The following is a 22,802-nucleotide window of genomic DNA, read 5'->3' as shown; positions in this document are numbered from 1 at the left end:
GTAATTCATGGCTAAGTTCTTTATAGATCGCCCTATTTTCGCCTGGGTTATCGCCATCATTCTGATGTTGGCCGGTGCACTTGCGATAATGAAATTACCTGTTGCGCAATATCCGACCATTGCGCCTCCGGCAATTACAATCTCCGCCAACTATCCTGGCGCCGATGCGACTACTGTTCAGAATACAGTGACGCAGGTTATCGAACAGAACATGAACGGTATCGACAACCTGCTATATATGTCTTCCAGCAGTGACTCCTCCGGTAACGTTCAGTTGACGTTGACCTTTAACTCAGGCACTGACCCGGATATCGCTCAGGTTCAGGTCCAGAACAAACTGCAATTAGCCATGCCATTACTGCCGCAAGAAGTGCAGCAGCAAGGTGTGAGCGTTGAAAAGTCCAGTAGTAGCTTCCTGATGGTTGCCGGCTTTATTTCTGAAGACGGCACCATGCAACAGGAAGATATCGCTGACTATGTGGGTTCTAACGTTAAAGATCCAATCAGCCGTACCGCCGGTGTGGGTGATGTTCAGCTATTTGGTTCCCAATACGCGATGCGTATCTGGATGGACCCGCACAAACTGAATAACTATAACCTGACACCGGTTGATGTTATCAACGCGATCAAAGTACAAAACAATCAGGTTGCAGCCGGCCAGTTGGGTGGGACTCCTCCCGTACCTGGTCAAGAACTGAACTCATCAATCATTGCGCAGACTCGTTTGACCAATGCTGAAGAGTTCAGCCAGATCTTGCTGAAAGTGAATACCGATGGTTCGCAGGTGCGCTTAAAAGATGTGGCTATCGTCCAACTCGGCGCTGAAAGCTATAACATCATTGCCCGTTATAACGGCAAACCAGCGGCGGGTATCGGTATCAAGCTGGCGACAGGGGCTAACGCCCTGGATACTTCTGCTGCGGTAAAAGCTGAGCTGGCAAAATTGCAGCCGTTCTTCCCGGCCGGATTGAAAGTCGTTTATCCGTATGACACCACCCCGTTTGTTAAAATCTCTATTAACGAAGTGGTTAAAACACTGGTAGAAGCCATTATTCTGGTGTTCCTGGTTATGTATCTGTTCCTGCAAAACTTCCGTGCAACGTTGATCCCAACGATTGCAGTACCGGTGGTATTGCTGGGTACATTTGCCATTCTCTCCGCCTTTGGCTATTCGATAAACACCCTAACGATGTTCGGGATGGTGTTGGCGATAGGGCTATTGGTGGATGACGCCATCGTGGTCGTCGAGAACGTCGAACGAGTGATGCAAGAGGAGGGGCTACCGCCGAAAGAGGCCACCAAAAAATCCATGGAGCAAATCCAGGGTGCATTGGTGGGGATCGCGATGGTTCTGTCGGCGGTATTTATCCCGATGGCCTTCTTCGGCGGGGCAACGGGTGCAATCTATCGTCAGTTCTCCATCACTATCGTTTCAGCAATGGTGCTCTCGGTGTTGGTGGCATTGATTCTGACGCCAGCATTGTGCGCAACGATGCTAAAACCTATCGCCAAAGGCGAGCATGGGCCAAAAACCGGTTTCTTCGGTTGGTTTAACCGCATGTTCGAGAAAAGCACCCACCACTATACCGACAGCGTTGCCAATATCTTACGCAGCACTGGCCGTTATCTGGTGATCTATCTGGTGATTGTGATTGGGATGGGCGTGCTGTTCCTGCGCTTACCTACATCATTCTTGCCAGAAGAGGATCAGGGCGTGTTCCTGACCATGGTGCAGATGCCTGCCGGTGCGACGCAAGAACGTACTCAGAAAGTGTTAAATCAGGTCACTGACTACTACCTGGACAAAGAAAAAGACGTCGTTAACTCAGTATTTACCGTTAACGGCTTCGGTTTCAGTGGTCAGGGTCAGAACACCGGTTTGGCATTCGTTAGTCTGAAAAACTGGGATGAGCGCCCGGGCGAGCAAAATAAAGTGCCAGCAATTGTGGCCCGCGCATCTGCCGCTTTCTCGCAAATTAAAGACGGTTTGGTATTCGCCTTTAACTTGCCAGCGATTGTGGAGCTGGGTACAGCAACCGGCTTCGACTTCCAGTTGATTGACCAGGGTAACGTGGGGCATCAGAAATTAACTGAAGCCCGTAACGAACTGCTCGGCATGGCGGCGCAACATCCGGATATGCTGGTCGGTATGCGCCCTAACGGCCTGGAAGATACACCTCAGTTCAAAGTGGAAGTTGATCAGGAAAAAGCACAGGCCCTTGGCGTAGCGATTTCTGATATCAATACCACCCTTGGCTCCGCTATGGGCGGCAGCTATGTAAACGACTTTATCGACCGTGGTCGCGTGAAGAAAGTTTACGTACAGGCTGACGCACCATTCCGTATGTTACCGGGTGATATTGATAAGTGGTATGTCCGCAACAGCGCCGGTCAAATGGTCTCATTTGCCACCTTCTCTAGCGCGAAATGGGAATATGGCTCACCACGGCTTGAACGTTACAACGGCTTACCCTCTATGGAAATTTTGGGTCAGGCAGCTCCGGGTAAGAGTACCGGTGAAGCGATGGACCTGATGCAGGAACTGGCGGGTAAATTACCCAGCGGCATTGGTTATGACTGGACGGGGATGTCCTATCAGGAACGTTTGTCGGGTAACCAAGCTCCAGCACTGTACGCCATCTCACTGATTGTGGTCTTCTTGTGTCTGGCGGCGTTGTATGAAAGCTGGTCAATTCCATTCTCAGTAATGTTGGTGGTGCCACTGGGTGTGGTTGGTGCGTTACTGGCAGCCTCACTGCGCGGCCTGAATAACGACGTTTACTTCCAGGTCGGCTTGTTGACCACCATTGGGCTATCGGCCAAGAACGCCATCTTGATTGTTGAGTTCGCCAAGGACTTGATGGACAAAGAGGGCAAAGGCTTGGTGGAGTCAACGTTGGAAGCCGTGCGTATGCGTCTGCGCCCAATTTTGATGACCTCGCTGGCCTTTATCCTTGGGGTTCTGCCACTGGTTATCAGTAGTGGTGCCGGTTCTGGTGCACAGAATGCGGTAGGTACGGGTGTTATGGGTGGGATGATCACCGCCACCGTACTGGCTATCTTCTTCGTTCCGGTATTCTTCGTGGTGGTGCGCCGCCGCTTTAGCCGGAAAAGTGAAGATATAGAGCACGCACATGCCGTTGAGCATAAGGCGAAGTAAACCTTATAGCAGCAGATGATGTGATATTTAAAGGCCGCACTCAGCGGCCTTTTTCTTTGTCGCCCGCCCGCCCCTTCTCTTAGAGAGCCAGCAGAAAACAGCGCTTTATTACCAAGGTAAAGCCATCGATTCGGCCAATATGATTATATTGTGATCAATATACCAAATAGCCTACTGCGCATTTGCAGCGCAACAATAAGTTACTATTATATAAATGTTCATAAAAATGAAGATAAGTAAAAAAATCGGATAATGATAAATGGAAACGAGATTAAAAATTCTTTATGACGCACAGGTTATTGATTCATCGGTTTATATTGGGATGATCAAGGTTATAGAACGTCTGGAGCAACATTGGAAATTATCTCTACGTCACCCTCAGGGAGAGATGCTAATCACTCACATGGCAAATGCCTTGATGCGGGCGAGTCAGGGAGAAGTGATCCCGGCTATCGCCGATGAAATATTAAAAGAAGTTGAAGCAACTGCTGTTTTTGCCGATATTAGGATAATTAACAACGATTTACTTTCTCTGTTTGCTTTCGAGGTCCCTGATCACGAAATAGGCTATTTATTAGCGAACCTATATGGTCTGTATCTTGCTCAACAAACGGAATATTGATCGCATTTATATAAGTTAAATATTCAAAAAAATGAAAATTATGTAGTGATTTAAGGATCTAAAATGCTACTAAAAGCGTTACAAAAACAGAATCCAGCATTGATGGAAGCCGCTCTTTTACTGTGGCAGCAAGGGGCGATAAGGCCTGACAGCTACGTTATTGATGTTGATCAGGTCAGAAAAAATGCAGGTTTATTACTGGAAACTGCCGCTCGCCATGGCATGACACTTTATCTCATGAGCAAACAGTTTGGTCGCAACCCGATGCTATGCAAGTTGCTGCTAGAGTGCGGCTATCAAGGTATCGTGGCGGTGGATTTCAAAGAAGCGCGCCAGCTCTATCAGCATAATCTACCGGTCGCCCATGTGGGTCATCTGGTGCAAATCCCCAGTGGGATGGTGGAAGAGGTGGTCTCTCACCGACCAGAGGTCATCACGGTTTACAGCATCGCCAAGGCCCGCGAAATTGCCAAAGCCGCCGTGCGTCAGGGCACAGAACAGGCATTGCTGCTGAAGGTTTGGCACCCCAATGATCTTATCTACCCAGGGCAAGAAGCCGGATTCGCACTGAATGAACTGCCCGCAGTGATCAATGAGATAAAAACCTTGGGCGGTGTCCGTTTAGTGGGCGTGACACACTTCCCTTGCATGCTTTTTGATAGTGAGAAAGGAGAGACACTGCCTAGCCCGAACCTGAAAACGTTGATTGAAGCAAAGGGCATCCTTGAGCGAGAAGGCATTCACGTGGAGCAGATCAATGGCCCTTCCGCAACCTGTGTTGAAAGCATCCCGCTACTGGCTCGCTATGGCGTAACCCATGCAGAACCGGGGCACGCATTGACCGGCACTATGCCATCCAATCAACAGGGTGAGCAACCTGAGCATGTCGCCATGCTCTATCTGACTGAGATCTCCCATAACCATCAAGGCAGAAGCTATTGCTACGGTGGCGGATACTATCGGCGCGGCCATTTGAGTCACGCGCTAGTGCATGATCAGCAGTGGCATTTGAGCAAGGTTCTGAACCCAGCAGCTGACAGCATCGACTACACCCTCAGTCTCACTGAACCCTTCGCCGTCGGCTGTCCGGTGGTGATGTGTTTTCGTACTCAAATTTTCGTCACCCGCAGTGATGTGGCGCTGGTCGCCGGGATTCATTCAGGCCAACCTAGATTGCTCGGAATTTATGATAGTCAGGGTAGTACCATTCCAAGGTCCACCGGACAGGAGGGGTTATGAGTAAGTTTATCGTACTGGTCATCGATAGCTTTGGCGTCGGTGCTATGCCTGATGTTGCTGAGGTTCGCCCACAGGATATCGCCGCTAATACCTGCGCCCATATTTTGCAAACCTACCCAGATATGCGTTTGCCACATCTGGAGAAGTTGGGATTGATTAATGCGCTGCATATCGGCTCGCCGGATTTCAACGAGAGCATAATGCAAGAGCGCGCGCAGGCCAGTTTTGGCGTCGCCCTATTACAGCATGAAGGCGGCGACACATTTATGGGCCATCAGGAGATCATGGGCACCCTGCCCCGCTCGCCATTATCCATGCCTTTTTCCACCGTAAAATCGCGTGTAGCTGATGCATTGCGCCAACAGGGCTATCAGGTTGAACAGCGCAGTGCGCCTGAAGAGAGCAGCCACCTGCAACTCCTCTGGGTCAATAACGCGGTGGCCATTGGTGATAATCTTGAAGCAGACTTAGGCCAAGTCTTTAATATTTGTGCTAATTTAAGTGCCGTCGATTTTGAGTTGGTTGAGAAAATTGGCCGGATAGTTCGCAGTTGTGTCGCCGTGAACCGCGTGATTGCTTATGGCGGGCAATTAGTGGATAGCCATAAAATCATCAGCGCGGCTGAAGTCAAGCAACAGCAATACATTGGGATTAATAGCCCAAAATCAGGCGTTTACGACAGTGGTTTCCAGGTTATTCATCTGGGCTATGGTGTCGATGCAGCAGTGCAGGTTCCTCACCAGCTTGAGCAAGTTAATGTCCCAACAGTATTAGTCGGCAAAGTCGCCGATATCGTGGCTAACCCCACAGGGCGAAACTATCAGCAATTAGTTGATTCTCAAACCATTTTGGATATCACACTGGCAGAAGTACAACGCGCAGGCAGTGCTTTTATCTGCACCAATATTCAGGAAACTGACCTCGCGGGCCACGGGCAAGATGTAGAACGCTATGCTGAACGCCTGGAATTGGTCGATAACATGTTAGGCAAAATTATGGCGGCCATGGCAACAGGTGATTGCCTGGTCATCATGGCTGACCACGGTAATGATCCGACGATCGGCCACAGTAAACACACGCGGGAACAGGTGCCCCTGCTGGTTTACCACGCAGGGATGACAGATACGCAGCCGCAAGCCGTCCATCTTGGTATCCGCGAAACGATGTCTGATGTCGGCGCTACGGTTTGTGAATTCTTTGCTGCCCCTGCACCACAAAACGGCCACTCCTTCTGGCAGCAACTCATCAATGCCAGTAAATAATGGAATATATTCTGGCCATGCAAAAACATTAAAAATGGAAAAACAGAGATTGCTTAAAATAGCGATTGGCAGGTTTTTTTCATTCGGATCTTGAAACAGGAAAATGAAAAGCGCATAATTATTGTTATAGTATAACATAACAATTGGAGCTTCTATGAAACCTGCCATTCATCCCAACTATCGGACCGTGGTTTTCCACGATACCAGTGCAGATACCTATTTTACTGTAGGTTCAACCATTGCCACCGCACGCACAATTGAACGTGATGGTCAGACCTACCCTTATGTCACGTTGGATATCTCTTCAGCTTCACATCCGTACTACACCGGTAAACAAAAAGAGTTCTCCAAAGAGGGGAGCACCGCCCGTTTCCAACAGCGCTTTGGCAGTTTCTTGACCAAAAAAGCCAGCTAATTCTGAGAGTTAATCATGCAAGTATTGAGTTCATTACGTTCAGCGAAAAATCGTCATCCGGATTGCAAAATCGTCCGGCGCCGTGGTCGGGTATATGTGATTTGTAAAAGTAATCCGCGTTTTAAAGCGGTTCAAGGTGGAACCCATAAGAAGCGCTAAGGATGAGAGTTCGGCGTCACCTGTAGTAAAAGCCCTGTTGCTGCCCAACGGGGCTTTTTTTTTTGCTGACGATCAACCTGTCATAAAGGGATTACTGGCTCAACCCCCGCTAACAATCGGAGGTTGAGCGCTTTTTACGGCACCTATTTCATACTGCCCACCAGGGTATCAACATTGTGTTTGAAAGCTTCAGCATAGGTCGCGGCCGGGCCGTCAGCGGGAGACAATGCTTCAGGGTAGAGCTCTCCCCCCGCTTTAGCACCACTGGCTGCGGCAATCTGTTTGACCAAACGCGGGTCCGTCTGATTCTCAATAAAATAGGTTTTTATTTTCTCTTGCTTGATTTGATTAATCAACGCCGCCACACCGCTGGCACTGGCTTCAGACTCGGTTGAAAAACCCACTGGCGACAAGAAGTTAACCCCATACTCCTGGCTAAAATAGCCGAAAGCATCATGACTGGTCAGGACTTTGCGCTGGTTTGCGGGGATCGCGGCAAACTGCGCTTTTGCATCGGCATCCAGTTTTTCCAATTGCTGGATATACTCCCCGCCGCGCTTGCGGAAATAATCTGCATCTTCCGGGTCTGCGACAATCAATGCATTCATTACGTTATTAGCATATTTAATGCCATTCGCCATACTGTTCCATGCATGGGGATCAGTCACCCTCTTACCCTCGTCATCCATTTTACGGCTATCAACTCCGGTAGAGGCAATGACCACCTGCCCTTTATAACCAGAGGCGCTAATTAGCCGCTCCAACCACCCTTCCAGCCCTAATCCACTGACAAACACCACATCCGCCTTGGACAACTGTTTGCTATTTTTCGGCGTGGGTTCGAAACCATGGGGATCACCATTCGGCCCAACTAAGGTAATCACATTGACATGCTCACCGCCCACCTGCTGAACGATGTCACCTAAAATAGAAAAACTGGCAACAGCTTCAATAGTTTTTGCCATTGCTAATGGGCTTGACAGTAGGGCAGCCACCGCCAAACTAATCGATAAACGCTTCATATAACTCTCCTTTATTAACAGTTACTGCTTAACGGCGCACGGTAACCAAAACCCCACCGCGCGTTCCAAATAAGATAGATAAAAAGAAAATCAGGCTGGCGCTAAGTACAATTGCCGGGCCGGCAGGTAACGAGGCGTAATAGGACCACAGCAAGCCAACGAGGCTGGCAACCATGCCGATCACCATGGCGATACCCAGGGTATGGGGTAAGTTTTTGGCCCAAAAACGGGCACTGGCGGCTGGTAACATCATCAGTCCGACCGACATCAGTGTGCCGAGGATCTGAAAACCCGCCACCAGATTGAGCACCACTAACGACAAAAATAGCGCGTGAACCACCATCAACCAGCGGCCCATGCTGACCCGCAGAAAGAGAGGATCGAAAGACTCAACCACTAGTGCGCGGTAAATAGCCGCTAACGCCAACATCGAGCATGTGGTGATAACACCCACCATGGTCATGGCGTTGGTATCAACTGCCAAAATAGAGCCGAATAACACATGGAGCAGGTCCATACTAGAACCTCGTAGTGAGACTAATGTCACCCCTAGCGCCAGCGAACCTAGATAGAAACCGGCAAAACTGGCATCCTCTTTTAACAGTGTTCGACGGCTGACCCAGCCCGACATCACAGCAACGGCCAATCCGGCAATAAAACCCCCCACCCCCATCGCAACCAGTGACATCCCCGAAATCAAATAGCCTATCGCCGCCCCCGGCAATACCGCGTGAGACAGTGCATCACCCACTAAACTCATTCGCCGTAATAATAAAAAAACGCCTAAAGGGGCTGAACTGAGCGAGAGCGCCAGACAAGCCACCAGTGCACGCCGCATAAAGCCAAAATCGACAAAAGGATCAATCAGTAAATGGATCAAGGTCATAGGTTGATCATCCTCAGCAGTTCGGGCTGTTGCGGCGCGCAGGAGAGTGCGCAAGAAGCACTGTGTGAGCGATGCAATTCGGCTAAAACCTGCTCCGAATGCTGCCAGCAATACCCTTGGGAGGTTAACCACAATGCATCGGGGAAGTGCTCAGCCACCATCGACATATCGTGCAAAACCGCAATAATGGTTCGGCCCTGATGATGTAACTGATGGAGAACATCGAGGAGCAACTGCACTGTTTGGTTGTCGATGCCGGTAAAAGGCTCATCAAGCAAAATCAGCGGTGCTTGCTGCACCCAAAGGCGAGCAAACAATACTCTTTGTAACTGACCACCGGAAAGCGCCCCCACCGGCTGGCGCGCCATACCCTGCATACCAACCATATTAAGTGCCTGTTTTATTCGTTGGCGTGATTGATTATTCATCCCACCAAGTAACCCACTTTGCGGCCAGCATCCCATCGCGACCACATCCTGAACCGCGATCGGAAACTGTTTATCTAACTCGGCTTGTTGGGGAAGATAGGCCATTTGCGGCGCTCGCCCACCGACGAAGGTTAATTGCCCAGTAACAACCGGCTGCAAACCCGCCAGTGTTTTAAGCAACGTGGATTTTCCTGCCCCATTTGCGCCAATAATGGCAGTGAGGGAGCCGGCGGAAAAACAGCCGTCAATGGGCGGTGTCAGTGGATTTCGGTCATATCCGATTTCAATTTTTCTCAAATTTATCATGGCAGTACATTCGCCCAATAAATCGCGCACCACAACAATAGGCAGAGTAAGACGACGGCGCCGATGCGCTGTAATGAGGAGAGTGAGAACAGTGACCAAGCGGGAAAAGGATTCAGCCGGGCAAGGAAAGAGTGTTTATTCATATCAGAGAAAGACAGATTATTTTATGTTATATTATAACATCACATATCATCGGTGAATTCAAGAAAACATCGCTGGCTTATCAGTATCAAAAGTAACAACTGTTAACCCCATGATCCAAATAGCATAGGCCAGCCGACGGAATTGGCCCTCTACTGATAGAAAAACAGGCGGTATCTGCATCATTAGTTACAGTAAATTAAACTTTCCTTACTGATACCTGACTGGTGAACGTGGGCTGGGATTTGGTACTCTGGTAGCAGAATAGGTCGTTAGCACTCTCAACACGATAAATAACACAATAGAACAAAAGTAATGTAGCGACCCTCCTCTTGATCAAACCCGTAGAACACTCTAGATTAATAGAGTGTTGCTAACTTAATCGTGCTTAATAAGCCTAAATATGAGAAATCCTCGTCAGGGTGGTTATTTTATTGCAAAATTGCGTTATTGAAACTTTATGGCCTAAATAACCTCACGAGGTGTTAACTAACCCTATTGGTTGAAAAATCGCATTAGATGCGAATTTTTTCATTCAAATCATGGAAATAGTTGCAGAAATACAGTACATCGCATTTTTTGCGACAATGATCATACAATAATGAATTAATGTTACCACCATAAGCGGACAATTAATGAACAATGAAATAGCTGGCGACTTCACTTCAGGCTGTTACCCGATTTCATTGCTGAAGCGGGTTATCAACAATAATATTCGTGAAATTGAAGGAAGTTTAGTTTCCGGCTTAATGTATTATTCGGAAAATGCCAGATACACAGCTGGTTCATTAGAAATTCTTGATATTTCTCATTTGCAAGACAACCATTATTCAATGAGTTACTGCTACCAGTGGCATATTTTTAACCCTTGTTTGGACATCCATACTGAAGAGTCCCTAACAAATGCTGTAACATTTATTGTACATCCGGAAAAAATCATTTTTGATATCATTAACAATGATCGGCCGTCCACCGCTGACGAATTGTAAGATTAAGTAATAAAGTTGCGCGGTGAACGAAGAAATGATTTATATTCATAGCAAGGCAAGCTTATTTAGGTTAACGATAAGCGTCTGCGCTTATATGATTATCAATCTACTCACATTGTGTTATCAACACCGAATTAAGACTTTACGGAGGGGATGATATGGATGAGTACTCGCCTAAGCGGCATGATATTGCCCAGTTGAAGTTTCTCTGTGAGAGTTTGTATGATGAAGGCATTGCTACGCTTGGTGATAGCCACCATGGGTGGGTCAATGACCCCACAGCAGCTGTAAATCTACAACTTAATGATTTGATCGAGCATATAGCTTCATTTGTGATGAGTTTTAAAATAAAATACCCGGATGACGGCGACCTGTCAGAGTTAGTGGAAGAATATTTAGACGATACATATACTCTGTTTAGTAGTTACGGGATCAATGATCCTGAATTGCGTCGCTGGCAAAAAACCAAAGAGCGGTTATTCAGACTTTTCTCAGGAGAATACATCTGTACCCTGATGAAAACTTAAGGGATAGTTTCCCTATATTAATTTGTATATCGAGAAGAAAAATCACCATGACAAAAACTGACTACCTGATGCGTTTAAGAAAGTGTACGACTATTGATACGCTAGAACGTGTAATTGAAAAGAATAAGTACGAACTTTCCGACGATGAGTTGGAATTATTTTACTCAGCGGCTGATCATCGTCTGGCGGAACTCACAATGAATAAGCTTTATGATAAAATTCCACCTACAGTTTGGCAGCATGTGAAATAGTCCGCTTAACGCTGGTTAAGACACAACAACGTTGAGCCGATAAACACTATCGGCTTCAATGGGCTAGGTGATTTTTACGTTTGTTAATTTGAGATAAATTTCTTAGATAAAACGACGGTATTGAAGGTTAACTTTAATCCCGCGCTATTGCGTACCCGCACTTAGGTGAAATCCTGTGACTTATCAGGATGCTGTAAAAATATTTAAGTAAAAATGATTCAGCGCTCTATTTATTAAAATTTTGTCTGACCGCTAATAGTTTCAAGTCATTATTAATCATATGTCATATTGAATGCATAAATAGAAAGTTCAAACCAATGGGGAATGAGAAGAATCTTATTCTTCTGTTCAATACTCAGCCTGTTCTGCAATGTCTGACGAATAGGATGGGAAGATTTAAAGTAGATAGCTATCAGGGGGGAAGAGACTTCAGATAAGCAGACAAACTCAACAAGATAAAACATCTATACATCAGAAGTGGTGGAGGCCCTGCCAGCTACATCCCGGCACACACCTCGCCTGCTACGGCTGCTTCCTTCCGGATCTGACCGAGTTCACAAGTTAGTGTTGCGGGAGAACCAACAGGACCTCCATTGACGTTAACGGCCCCTTGTACTCTGGAGCGGTGGGCATTATCGACCATGCCCAGCCAAATAGCAAGGTAACACCAGCTAACCGGTGGTTTATTGCGCACTCACACTCAGGTAAGTGCTTAATCTATTCTCTTCAAGCAAAAAAATAGTCGACGATATTATTTATATCGTGCGACGCTATCCTCTATCCAAATAATAGAGCCGCAAGAGGATGTAGTGACATCATCAGAAACCTCCCCCAAAAATCAGGATGAATCTACGACGACGGAATATCAGGATGAGCATGATAGCCCACCGATAATGGACAGTTTTCGTCAGCGGGTATTCCAGGTTGTGGCCGCCATCCCCTACGGGCAGGTCACCACTTATGGTGATATTGCGCGGTTAATTGGTTCCCCACGGGCGGCACGGCAAGTTGGTGGTGTTCTAAAGCGTTTACCGCAGGGGTCTGCATTGCCTTGGCATCGGGTTATTAATCGCCACGGTGAAATATCATTAATTGGTGATAATTATCTGAGGCAGAAAAAGGCATTATTGGCCGAGGGCATTCAAATTGATATCACGGGCAAAATTGATTTACAGCAATATCGTTGGCAGTACCGTTAATCTCAGCGCCACAGCATAGTGGTTATACTGCGGCACTTCGATGGCTACGGTGTGGTCGTAGCGCCTGATATTGTTGCAGCGCCTGATATTGTTGCAGCGCCTGAGGTTGTCGCCGGTGCAGTTTCTATGGCAACGGAGGTCACAGGTACTAGCAGCAAATTAGCCTGAGTCCCGGCTCCACGGTTTATCACCTCCTGAATGGTATCAGTGATAAACATTAACTGACCATTATGGGTGATCGCCGCACTCACAATGATGCGCGCGTTTGGCTGGATATCTGATGGGTTAAACGGCAGGGTAAAGGTAAATGGTGCCTGTTTGCCCTCAGTGCGAACCGCTTTCTGAGCAATGACTCGTGATGGTGCATCAGCCAGTGAGGCATCCGACAGCGTTACCGTAACCACGGAATCGGGTGGTAATGCAATGCGCTCGCGGATGTTAACTGTCCCTTGTACCGCAGGCTGCGCAATAGGTGCTGCTGCGGTTGTCACCCCTGCAGGGGCAGGAACTGGCACATCAGCGCCTTGGTGAGCACACCCAGCCAGACTGACCACTAACGCTGCCCCACCCGCTACCCGCCAAAATTTCATTGATTGCCAAGGTTTCATAGGTCGCACTCCTTCTTATTATTAAGATGCTGACTATTCATAGAATAGGCACGTGTTTAATAAGTGGCTTCAACCACCTAGCACGCTAATTATAGCACAATCTGCTGAGCCTTTCCGTTTGCCCTAAGATTCAGCCATTTATCAGACTATTCCTTAAAAGATGATCATTAGCACAACCGGGATCACAGCAATATATTGACGCCCCCCCAACAGATTCAGCACACTGTAACTGAACTCAACCATCAAGGGCCACAACATGAGCCAGCCATTAGCAAAACTGCTCGATCTACTCCATCTGGAAAAAATTGAAGAAGGGATCTTTCGTGGCCAAAGTGAAGATCTGGGCTTGCGCCAGGTGTTTGGCGGGCAGGTCGTCGGTCAGGCTATCTATGCTGCAAAACAAACCGTCCCCATGGATCGGATTGTCCACTCATTCCACAGCTATTTTTTGCGCCCGGGGGATAGCAGTAAGCCGATTATCTATGATGTCGAAACACTACGTGATGGCACCAGTTTCAGTGCCCGCCGGATCAGTGCTATTCAGAATGGTAAACCTATCTTCTACATGACGGCGTCGTTTCAGAGTCAGGAGGAGGGGTTTGAGCACCAAAACAGCATGCCGGAGGTCCCCTCGCCGGATGGTTTGATGTCAGAGAGTGACATTGCCCGTCAGTTTGCACATTTGATCCCCAAAAAAGTGCGGGAAAAGTTTATTGGCAACCAGCCAATTGAGATGCGCCCGGTGAAATTCCACAACCCGCTGCAAGGTTCGGTCGAAGAGCCAAATCGTTATGTCTGGTTCCGCGCCAATGGCGAAATGCCGGATGACTTGCGGGTTCACCAATATTTGCTGGGTTATGCTTCTGACTTCAATTTCCTGCCAACCGCCTTGCAGCCGCACGGAATTGGCTTCCTTGAGCCGGGAGTGCAGATTGCCACAATAGACCATTCAATGTGGTTCCACCGGCCATTCCGTCTGGATGACTGGTTGCTGTATGCCGTAGAAAGCACCTCAGCTTCCGGAGCGCGGGGTTTTGTTCGCGGGCAGATCTACAACCAACAGGGCGTGCTGGTTGCCTCTACCGTGCAGGAAGGTGTGATCCGTTTGCATCGCTGATACCGCCGCAAAGCGACTTCGATACCCAAAATAAAACAGGGGCGATAGTGAAATCGCCCCTGCTGCTTATCATCATTATTATTAGTTTTCTAACATCTCAGCCTATTTTGAGCCACTGAACTTCTTGCTAAGCTAACTTATTGGTTGTAAGCATTTTCGCCGTGACTGTTAACATCCAGACCTTCGCGTTCTTGCTCTTCTGGTACCCGCAGACCGACAACCAGGTCAGCAATTTTGAAGGCAACGAAGGCAACAACACCAGACCAGACCAAACACACACCGACACTAAACAGCTGTACGCCAACCTGATGGCCCATGGTGACGCCAGCCGCGTAACCGGTGCCCCCCAGTGAAGCAGAGGTGAAGACGCCCGTCAGGATACAACCGATAATCCCGCACACACCGTGAACGCCGAACACGTCGCAAGTATCATCCACTCGCAGCCATTTCTTCAGCAGCACCACACCCCACAGACCAGCAACGCCGCCCACCAGACCGATAATCAATGCGCCCCCCACCCCTACAGTACCTGCCGCTGGTGTGATCGCAACCAGACCGGCGATACAACCGGAGCATGCACCCAGTAAGGAGGGTTTGCCGCGTAAAATCCACTCAGCAAAGACCCAAGAGAGAATGGCACCTGCTGTTGCGACGACGGTGTTCAAGAAGGCAAGTGCGGCAATTTCGTTAGCGGCACTGGCTGAACCCGCGTTGAAACCAAACCAGCCGATATAGAGAATTGCAGTACCGGTAAACACCATCGGTAAGTTGTGTGGTTTGAAAGCTTCTTTGCCAAAGCCAGCACGTTTACCCAGTAAGTAAGCACCTACTAAGCCGGCGATAGCGGCGTTAATGTGCACCACTGTACCACCGGCAAAGTCCAGCGCACCGTCCATTGCCAGGAAGCCGCCGCCCCATACCATATGTGCCATTGGCAGGTAGGAGAAGGTGAACCACAGCACAGCGAAGATTAATACCGCAGAGAAACGAATACGTTCGGCGAATGAACCCACCACCAGTGCGACCGTGATACAGGCGAATGAAGCCTGGAACACCACATGGATGTATTGGTAGAAGGTGCCGCTCAAGCTGGTCAGGCCGATACCTTTCAGCATCGCCATATCGAAGCTGCCGAAGAAGGCATTGCCGGTACTGAAAGCCAGGCTATAACCGTAGAGGATCCAGAGTACGCAGATCAGCGCGAAGGTCACGGTGACCTGGGTCATCATTGATAATACGTTTTTGGAACGCAGCAGGCCGCCGTAGAACAGGGCAATACCGGGCACAGTCATAAACAGCACCAAGGCGGTGCAAATCATCATAAAAGCATTATCAGCTTTGTCAGCTACAGCCGGTACAGCAGCCATTGCCAAAGAGGGCAGCATCGCTACCGAACTTAGGCCCAACACGGATAAAAGTTTTTTCATCATCAACCCATCCCTATTCACTAAATTTGAGCCTGCAAATTACAGTGCTGCTTCGTCGGTTTCGCCGGTACGGATGCGAATAACACGTTGCAATTCAGCAACGAAAATTTTGCCATCACCAATTTTGCCGGTATAGGCGGCCTTACTGATCACATCAATCACTTCATCTAATTGATCATCGGCAATCGCGATATCAATTTTCACTTTAGGTAAGAAATTGACGCTATATTCAGCTCCACGATAGAGTTCGGCGTGTCCTTTCTGGCGACCAAATCCTTTTACTTCGGTTACGGTCAGCCCCTGAATACCCACAGAGGACAAGGCTTCACGCACATCCTCCAGCTTAAATGGTTTGATCACCACGGTAACCAGCTTCATATTTGCCCCTTCTCGAACTAAGTCGAATTTAAGTCTCCACGAGACACCTGTCTGCCACAAAAGAAACAAAGCAAAGGCTATGCCATAAATAAAGATAGCTGAAAATTAGTGTGAAAATGACCAACAGAGGGTCGTTGAGAGAGTCAAGCCCCTGCTGACAGGGCTACACCGCGAGTATTGAGTATTTTTTGTGCACCAAATTAGTGCGATGCGCGTCACAAAAGTGCACCATCGCATTGATGGGCTATTGCGTTGCAAGATTATGGTGCGGGATGTCCGCTCTCTTGCAAACTGTCGCGGTACTGAGGGGGTATATTTGGTGGGTGATGGGGCCAGGAAGCGGCACAGGGCGTGATGCGAGGCCGCCAGGCCCCGCAGATTATCCCTTAATTAACCGCAGTTTCTACCTGGTCAATAGCCGCTAAATCTTCGCTGACCAGTTGCAACTGGTACATTTGATAATAGCGCCCATGGGCCGCAAGCAGCTCTTGATGCTTACCTTGTTCAACTGCCACACCACGGTGCAGCACCAAAATGGTATCAGCATCGACAATGGTTGAGAGGCGGTGAGCAATCACGACCAAAGTGGTATTTTTGCGGATAAGCTGCAATGCCCGCTGAATCGACTGCTCAGTGCCAGAGTCAATATTGGCGGTCGCTTCATCCAAAATCAGAATTTGCGGCGCTTGTACCAATACCCGCGCCATCGCCAGCAGCTGTTTCTGCCCGACTGACAAGGTATTGCCCTGCTCCCCGAGCATACTGTGCAGCCCATCAGGCAGCCCATGGACTAATGGCGCAAGTTGCACCGTCTCCAGCGCTTGCCAAACTTGCTGCTCACTAATATCACGGCCTAAGGTCACATTGGCGAAGAAAGAGTCGGCCAACACCACCGGATCTTGTTGCACCATGGCAACCCCCTGGCGCAAGGTCTGGTGAGATAACCCAGAGAGTGGTCGGCCATCAAGCAGAATCTCCCCCTGCTGCACCGGGTAGTAACCCATCAACAGATTAGCCAGCGTACTCTTGCCACTGCCGGTATGCCCGACCAAAGCAATAAATCCACGCGACGGCACATCAAGAGAGATATTTTGCAGTACCATTTTATCGTGACGATAAGCAAAGCTGACATTCCTCACCTGAATATGGCCACTGGTCAGCGGACGGTCATCGGTGCCATAGCCCTGCTGAACGCGATCCATCAGATCGAAAATACGCTCCCCAGCCACCACCGCTTGTTGCAGGATAGATTGCTGAGATGTCAGCTCAATCAACGGCTCATTTAAGCGCCCCAGATAGTTAATAAATGCATACAGCACCCCCACCCCGACGGAACCTTCTGGGCTGAAACCGAACAGCAACAACAAACCGCATAGCACCATGGCAGAGAACAGACTCAGCAGCGGGCGTAAAAGAAACCCCTCCAGGCGCAAAGTTTGCATCCGCGCCATATAATGCGCGCGACTGGCTGACTCCATCCGCTCGCCGAAGCGCGCTTGCTGGCGAAACTGCTGAATAACACCCATGCCATTAATCACTTCATTAAAGCCGTCGTTGATGTCAGCCAGATAGGCCCGAACCCGCCGCACCACGGGGGTGCTATAGCGCTGATAAATCGCCATCACTACCAATACCGCAGGGAAAATGCAGATTGAAATCAGCGCCATGCGCCAATCCAGACTGAACATCGCCACCAGCATTGCGCCGATTAACGCGGCACTTTTTAGCACTGTAGAGACCACCATCACATATAAATCTTTGATAACTTCAGTGTCATTAGTTACGCGGGAAATCAATTGCCCCACCGGCTGGGTATCAAAAGCACTGAGCGGTTGGCGCAAAGCCGCATCCATCACTTCAATGCGCAACCGCTGAACCACGCCGACTGCAGCACGATTAAACAGCAGCGCCTGAAAATAGTGCAAGGTCGCAGCCAGCAGTTGCAGCAGCAGATATGCCAATGCCAGCCCACTCACCAAACCGAGCGGCAAGGTGCCTTTCGCCACCACGTGGTCAATAAAATAGCTGATCAACAGTGGGCCACTGACTTCAGCGGCAGCGGCAACCCAGAGCATCAAGACCGCCAGCCCTAATGGTTTTCGATACGGCGAACCATAGGAGAGCAGCCGTTTTAGTGTTGGCCAAAGTTGCTGAGGTTTACTCATCGGTTTTGGCCTCCGGCTCACCATCATCTAATGCCGCTTCCAGTTGTTGATAGCGGTACATCTCGCGATACCAACCCGATTGATTGACCAATAAATTATGTGTACCACGCTGCATCACACCGCCATGTTGCATCACCAGAATTTCACTGGCCTCCGTCAAAGCGGAGAGCCGATGGGCGCTAATAATCACGGTGCGATGTTCGCCCCAAAGGCGCAGATTTTTTAAGATTTCATGTTCGGTCTGACCATCAACCGCAGAGAGTGCATCATCAAGAATCAGAATTTCAGTCTCCAGAAGCAGCGCTCGGGCAATGGAAATGCGCTGTTTCTGCCCGCCTGATAACATCACGCCGCGCTCGCCCACTTCAGTGTCATACCCTTGAGGAAGGCGCAAAATATCCTCATGGACACTGGCTAAACGCGCGGCCCGCTCAATTTGTTCTTGAGTGGCATCAGGTTTACCTAACGCAATATTGCCCGCCACGGTGTCAGAGAAGAGGAATGGCGTCTGACTGACTACGGATAAGCGCCCGCGCCAGTCATGCAAACGAAGATCCGACAGCGCATGTCCCTGATAACTAATAGCGCCATCATCAATATCAAATTGCCGCTGAATTAATGCCAGCAAGGTGCTTTTACCGGACCCCGTCGGCCCACATAGCCCCAACATCTGCCCCGGAGCCAACTTCAGCGCGACATCATGTAATGCGGGCTGTTCAGCCCCCGGATAATAGAAATGCCGAATGTTTACCGCTAATGTGCCACGCCCGTTAGATAATTCGATCTCACCATCTTTTACCACCGGCGCCTCTTCCAACAAACTACGGATACGGCTATAGGCCGCGCTGCCGCGTTCGACAATATTGAACATCCACGCCAACGCCAACATCGGCCAGATCATTAACCCCAGATACATCACAAAACTGGTCAACTGCCCTAAGGTAATGCTGTGGTTAACCACCATCCAGCTACCACCGCCGATGGCTAATAAATTAGCGATGCCGATAGCAATATAAATGGTCGGATCAAAACGGGCATCAATGCGCGCAACATACATGTTCTTCGCGCCCGCTTCGGCGGCAACCTGCGCAAATTGCTGTGATTGATTATCTTCCAGACCAAAAGCTTTAATCATGCGGATGCTGGTCAAACTCTCTTGCGCCTGATTATTGAGGCTAGAAAATGCGCCCTGCGCCGATTTAAAGCGCTGGTGCAGTTGGTCGCCATAATATTTGATCACTATCGCCATCACCGGCATGGGTAGCAGCGACAACAATGTCAATTGCCAGCTGATTTGGGTGCTCATCACAATCAATACCACACAGCCCATCACCAGCGAATCCACCAGCGTCAACACCCCCTCACCGGCGGCAAAAACCACGCGATCGACATCATTCGTGGCGCGTGCCATTAAGTCGCCGGTGCGGTGACGTAAATAGAAGCCGGGGGCCTGGCGGCTGAGTTGGCGATAGAAGTTCGATCGTAACTCCACCGCCAATTGGTAGGATGCGCCAAAGAGGAGCACGCGCCAGACATAGCGCAGTAGATAGACCACGATTGCCGTCACCAGCATCACCCCGATCCACATCAGTAGCCTGTCGGTCGACATCTGTTTGGTACTGATGCCATCCACAATTACCCCAACCAGCTTTGGTGGCAACAATTGCAAGATAGCAATAATGATCAGCAGCAACACCGCGCCTACATAGCGACGCCACTCTCGGCGGAAATACCAGCCTAATTGTGCAAACAATCTCACGCAGTCTTATTCCATGGTCTGACACCGAATAGCATCGGTATTCTTCTTGCTATACGCAATCAATGAGGGAGTAGGATACCATCGTTAAAATGACTTTTTATTCAAAAAATTTTTTACTCAGGGATCGGCAACATAGTGGTGTATTTGATCTTTTCCATCGCAAAACTCGATGTCACATCAATCAGTCCCGGCACGCCATTCACCATGCGTTTGTAAAAATTGTCGTAACTTTTCATATCGGCAACCTCTACCTGCATCAGATAGTCATATTCACCCGCCATCCGATAGAACGCCAGCACCTCAGGCATTTTCTGGATGAACTCGACGAATGCCTGATACCAATCGCTATTATGCTGCTGCGTCTTAATCAGCACAAATGCCGTCAGCCCTAAGCCCAACTTTTCACTGTCCAGCAACGCCACTCGCCCACGGATAAAACCCTCATCCTCGAGGCGCTTTAGGCGTTTCCAACATGGCGTGGAGGTCAAATTGACGGCCTCAGCCAAGACTTGCAGTGATTGAGTGCAATCTTTTTGCAACATACAGAGCAGCTTGCGGTCTGTTTTATCTAGCATAGCCATTATCCATGGAATAGTTTTCTATCATTTGGCGATAAAGAAGGAAAAATGGCAACGTTTTTTTCTTTGATAACCGATAATATAACAATCATTAAATTGCTATTGATATCGTAGGCCGCCAAATGACCAACACTTGGGTAAAAAATGCTATCAGTGAAATAGAAGCTGATTTTCAACGCTCCGCTGATACTCACCTGATCCGCCTAAATCTACCTGCTTTTCCCGGCATTTATCTCTATTTGAAAGATGAGAGCACCCATCCTACCGGTAGCTTAAAGCACCGCCTGGCCCGCTCATTGTTCCTCTATGGCCTATGTAATGGCTGGATCACCGAAGGCACCACGATAATTGAGGCCTCTTCCGGCAGCACGGCGGTATCTGAAGCCTATTTTGCTCGCCTGATTGGCTTGCCATTTATTGCCGTCATGCCAAGTTGCACCGCTCGACGAAAAGTTGAGCAAATTGCCTTCTACGGTGGTCGCTGTCATTTTGTCGACCACGCAGGGCAAATCTATGCTGCATCGGAGCAGTTGGCCCGTGAGTTGAATGGCCACTATATGGATCAGTTCACTTTTGCGGAGCGAGCAACCGACTGGCGCGGCAATAATAACATTGCCGACAGTATCTTCCGCCAGATGGCCCGCGAACCCTTCCCTGTCCCGGACTACATTGTGATGAGCGCCGGCACCGGCGGCACTTCCGCCACGTTAGGCCGCTATATCCGCTATCAAGGGCATGATACCCAACTAATGGTTGTCGATCCGGAAAACTCGGTATTTTATGACTGCTTCTGCAACCGTGATCGCACAGTCACCGGCAGTTGTGGTAGCCGCATTGAAGGGATAGGCCGCCCACGGGCTGAACCTTCATTTATTCCAGAGGTAATTGACAGCATGTTGCGTGTACCGGATGCCGCCAGTGTGGCAACCATCCATTGGCTGGAGGGCATTCTGGGGCGCAAAGTGGGGGCATCAACGGGGACTAACGTCTGGGGAGCATTACAATTAGCCAAACAGATGCGCGAGCAGGGAAAAACGGGCGCGATTGTGACGTTACTCTGTGACAGCGGTGAGCGCTATCTTGATACCTACTACGACGCCCAGTGGGTGAGCACTAACATTGGCGATTTAACCCCATTTCGCAATGAGCTAAATAATCTGTAGTTTGCCGATCAAGGGGGCTTGCAACAGCCCCCTTTGAGAAGAAAAAAACCGGATGGTTATCCGGCTGGCTAATAGCCATACCCAAAGTCATTGATGTTGTAGCATCAGAACTCGGGGTATAAACCTCAGAATTCGGGGGAATAGGTGAGGTGTGGTGAACTTAGCCAATGGTGCAAATAGTGCGCGACGCCTTGCTGCTCGCAGCGACCAATAATCTGTAAATGGGGTAATTCTTGCTTCAATTGCGGTAGTGCATTTCCCATCACCAAGCCGCGCCCCACCCGTGACAGCATCTCTTTATCATTCATCGCATCACCAAATGCCATACAATCTGCCAGGGTCAAATCAAGATGATGGCTTAATCGTTCCAATGCCGCCCCTTTATTACAGCCACGAGGGAGCACTTCAAGACATTCGGCGGCGGAGAAACAGAAGTCAGCTTTGCCGCCCATCTGTTGTTCTAGCTGAGTTTTAAGCTCGGTTAACTCTTGGTGTGAGGCAATAAAACAGATCTTGTGATTACCGGTCAGCGGCAATGCATCCAACGTCGTGAGTTGGAACTGGAATCCACTGGTTTTATGGGCGGTTAATAGCGCGGCGTCATTGCAATCGGTAAACCAACCCTCATCGCGGAATAAGTGGATACTGGCATTTGTCTGCCAAGGAGTGCGCAGCACAAACTCCACCAGTTCAGCAGGTAAATCCATGCCATATAACGTGGCTCCATCCAGATCCGCTACCCGCGTACCATTACCGGTAATCAAGTAACCGTTAATTCCTGAATGAGAAAGAATCCCTTTCATATCAATATAGTGTCGCCCGGTAGCGAAGGTCAGAATCACCCCACTCTCGACTAACTGATGCAAGGCATTCAATGTCGCACCACCAATATTATGGTCGCGCATCAGTAAGGTTCCATCCATATCAAAAGCGGCTAAACGGTACATTCAAAACCTCACTGAGAATAAAACTGGTGGTATGGATAAAATTATGGCGTATTA

General features: G+C 49.0%; 22 protein-coding genes and 1 other RNA gene. 12 read left to right on the top strand and 11 right to left on the bottom strand.

Annotated features, from left to right (window positions below; genetic code table 11):
• Positions 1-7 precede the first annotated feature (7 nt).
• The 6 genes from acrB (at position 8) to ykgO (ending at position 6,857) form a co-directional block, all read left to right on the top strand.
• The gene (acrB, locus tag HRK25_RS11395) at positions 8-3,160 is read left to right on the top strand and encodes an efflux RND transporter permease AcrB (protein ID WP_005272693.1); all 3,153 of its coding nucleotides are present in this window, start codon (positions 8-10) and stop codon (positions 3,158-3,160) included.
• Positions 3,161-3,419: 259 nt separating this feature from the next.
• Entirely contained in the window at positions 3,420-3,782 is a 363-nt protein-coding gene (locus HRK25_RS11390; RefSeq protein ID WP_032897180.1) for a PRD domain-containing protein, read from the top strand.
• 63 nt (positions 3,783-3,845) lie between these two features.
• Entirely contained in the window at positions 3,846-5,021 is a 1,176-nt protein-coding gene (locus HRK25_RS11385) for a YhfX family PLP-dependent enzyme (RefSeq protein WP_005272698.1), read from the top strand.
• The gene (locus tag HRK25_RS11380) at positions 5,018-6,283 is read left to right on the top strand and encodes a phosphopentomutase (RefSeq protein WP_032897182.1); all 1,266 of its coding nucleotides are present in this window, start codon (positions 5,018-5,020) and stop codon (positions 6,281-6,283) included. Before HRK25_RS11385 ends, HRK25_RS11380 begins: the two co-directional genes overlap by 4 nt.
• A gap of 154 nt (positions 6,284-6,437) precedes the next feature.
• Complete coding sequence (locus HRK25_RS11375; RefSeq protein ID WP_032897184.1) at positions 6,438-6,698, top strand: type B 50S ribosomal protein L31; 261 nt, start codon at positions 6,438-6,440, stop codon at positions 6,696-6,698.
• A gap of 15 nt (positions 6,699-6,713) precedes the next feature.
• Positions 6,714-6,857, top strand: a complete 144-nt coding sequence (ykgO, locus tag HRK25_RS11370; protein WP_002208618.1) for a type B 50S ribosomal protein L36 — start codon at positions 6,714-6,716, stop codon at positions 6,855-6,857.
• Positions 6,858-7,000: 143 nt separating this feature from the next.
• Here ykgO and HRK25_RS11365 read toward each other — a convergent pair whose 3' ends face one another.
• The 3 genes from HRK25_RS11365 to HRK25_RS11355 are packed head-to-tail and all read right to left on the bottom strand — an operon-like array spanning position 7,001 to position 9,499.
• Positions 7,001-7,879: a metal ABC transporter substrate-binding protein gene (locus HRK25_RS11365; RefSeq protein ID WP_005272701.1), complete on the bottom strand. Its 879-nt coding sequence runs from the start codon at positions 7,877-7,879 to the stop codon at positions 7,001-7,003.
• 28 nt (positions 7,880-7,907) lie between these two features.
• Complete coding sequence (locus HRK25_RS11360) at positions 7,908-8,765, bottom strand: metal ABC transporter permease (RefSeq protein ID WP_032897187.1); 858 nt, start codon at positions 8,763-8,765, stop codon at positions 7,908-7,910.
• Positions 8,762-9,499 carry a metal ABC transporter ATP-binding protein gene (locus HRK25_RS11355; RefSeq protein ID WP_032897189.1) on the bottom strand — a complete coding sequence of 246 codons (738 nt, stop codon included), beginning with the start codon at positions 9,497-9,499 and terminating at the stop codon, positions 8,762-8,764. Before HRK25_RS11355 ends, HRK25_RS11360 begins: the two co-directional genes overlap by 4 nt.
• A 776-nt stretch (positions 9,500-10,275) precedes the next feature.
• Here HRK25_RS11355 and HRK25_RS11350 point away from each other — a divergent pair.
• The 3 genes from HRK25_RS11350 (at position 10,276) to ymoA (ending at position 11,407) form a co-directional block, all read left to right on the top strand.
• Positions 10,276-10,629 carry a hypothetical protein gene (locus HRK25_RS11350; protein WP_005272705.1) on the top strand — a complete coding sequence of 118 codons (354 nt, stop codon included), beginning with the start codon at positions 10,276-10,278 and terminating at the stop codon, positions 10,627-10,629.
• Positions 10,630-10,787: 158 nt separating this feature from the next.
• Positions 10,788-11,156 (top strand): Hha toxicity modulator TomB, encoded by a 369-nt coding sequence (gene tomB / locus HRK25_RS11345; RefSeq protein ID WP_005272706.1) that lies wholly within the window; start codon positions 10,788-10,790, stop codon positions 11,154-11,156.
• A 47-nt stretch (positions 11,157-11,203) separates the two neighbouring features.
• The gene (gene ymoA / locus HRK25_RS11340) at positions 11,204-11,407 is read left to right on the top strand and encodes an expression modulating protein YmoA (RefSeq protein ID WP_002208622.1); all 204 of its coding nucleotides are present in this window, start codon (positions 11,204-11,206) and stop codon (positions 11,405-11,407) included.
• Positions 11,408-11,894: 487 nt separating this feature from the next.
• On the opposite strand, the gene ffs is transcribed toward ymoA, so the two are convergent.
• An RNA gene (gene ffs / locus HRK25_RS11335) (signal recognition particle sRNA small type) lies at positions 11,895-11,991 on the bottom strand.
• 309 nt (positions 11,992-12,300) lie between these two features.
• Here ffs and HRK25_RS11330 point away from each other — a divergent pair.
• A complete protein-coding gene (locus HRK25_RS11330; RefSeq protein WP_086018776.1) occupies positions 12,301-12,606 on the top strand; it encodes an MGMT family protein in 306 nt (101 codons plus the stop codon).
• 44 nt (positions 12,607-12,650) lie between these two features.
• Here HRK25_RS11330 and HRK25_RS11325 read toward each other — a convergent pair whose 3' ends face one another.
• A complete protein-coding gene (locus HRK25_RS11325) occupies positions 12,651-13,214 on the bottom strand; it encodes a YbaY family lipoprotein (protein ID WP_005272711.1) in 564 nt (187 codons plus the stop codon).
• A 256-nt stretch (positions 13,215-13,470) separates the two neighbouring features.
• Between HRK25_RS11325 and tesB the strand changes: the two genes are divergently transcribed.
• On the top strand, positions 13,471-14,331 hold the full coding sequence (gene tesB, locus HRK25_RS11320; RefSeq protein ID WP_005272712.1) for an acyl-CoA thioesterase II: 861 nt from the start codon (positions 13,471-13,473) through the stop codon (positions 14,329-14,331).
• A 137-nt stretch (positions 14,332-14,468) separates the two neighbouring features.
• Here tesB and amtB read toward each other — a convergent pair whose 3' ends face one another.
• From amtB to HRK25_RS11295, 5 genes are all read right to left on the bottom strand, one after another.
• Positions 14,469-15,758, bottom strand: coding sequence for an ammonium transporter AmtB (gene amtB / locus HRK25_RS11315; protein ID WP_032897241.1), 1,290 nt, complete (start codon positions 15,756-15,758; stop codon positions 14,469-14,471).
• 39 nt (positions 15,759-15,797) lie between these two features.
• The gene (glnK, locus tag HRK25_RS11310) at positions 15,798-16,136 is read right to left on the bottom strand and encodes a P-II family nitrogen regulator (protein ID WP_002208627.1); all 339 of its coding nucleotides are present in this window, start codon (positions 16,134-16,136) and stop codon (positions 15,798-15,800) included.
• Between the two features lie 386 nt (positions 16,137-16,522).
• On the bottom strand, positions 16,523-18,301 hold the full coding sequence (locus HRK25_RS11305; RefSeq protein WP_032897192.1) for a SmdB family multidrug efflux ABC transporter permease/ATP-binding protein: 1,779 nt from the start codon (positions 18,299-18,301) through the stop codon (positions 16,523-16,525).
• Entirely contained in the window at positions 18,294-20,060 is a 1,767-nt protein-coding gene (locus HRK25_RS11300) for a SmdA family multidrug ABC transporter permease/ATP-binding protein (protein ID WP_032897195.1), read from the bottom strand. The genes HRK25_RS11305 and HRK25_RS11300 overlap by 8 nt, the downstream gene beginning before the upstream one ends.
• Before the next feature lie 113 nt (positions 20,061-20,173).
• Positions 20,174-20,635: an Lrp/AsnC family transcriptional regulator gene (locus HRK25_RS11295; RefSeq protein WP_032897197.1), complete on the bottom strand. Its 462-nt coding sequence runs from the start codon at positions 20,633-20,635 to the stop codon at positions 20,174-20,176.
• 125 nt (positions 20,636-20,760) lie between these two features.
• Between HRK25_RS11295 and HRK25_RS11290 the strand changes: the two genes are divergently transcribed.
• Positions 20,761-21,801: a PLP-dependent cysteine synthase family protein gene (locus tag HRK25_RS11290; protein ID WP_005272719.1), complete on the top strand. Its 1,041-nt coding sequence runs from the start codon at positions 20,761-20,763 to the stop codon at positions 21,799-21,801.
• Between the two features lie 125 nt (positions 21,802-21,926).
• On the opposite strand, the gene cof is transcribed toward HRK25_RS11290, so the two are convergent.
• The gene (gene cof / locus HRK25_RS11285) at positions 21,927-22,748 is read right to left on the bottom strand and encodes an HMP-PP phosphatase (protein WP_005272720.1); all 822 of its coding nucleotides are present in this window, start codon (positions 22,746-22,748) and stop codon (positions 21,927-21,929) included.
• Positions 22,749-22,802: the final 54 nt, after the last annotated feature.

This window comes from Yersinia bercovieri ATCC 43970, assembly GCF_013282745.1.
Taxonomy (GTDB): Bacteria; Pseudomonadota; Gammaproteobacteria; order Enterobacterales; family Enterobacteriaceae; genus Yersinia; species Yersinia bercovieri.
This window is presented reverse-complemented; position numbering and strand designations above follow the sequence as displayed.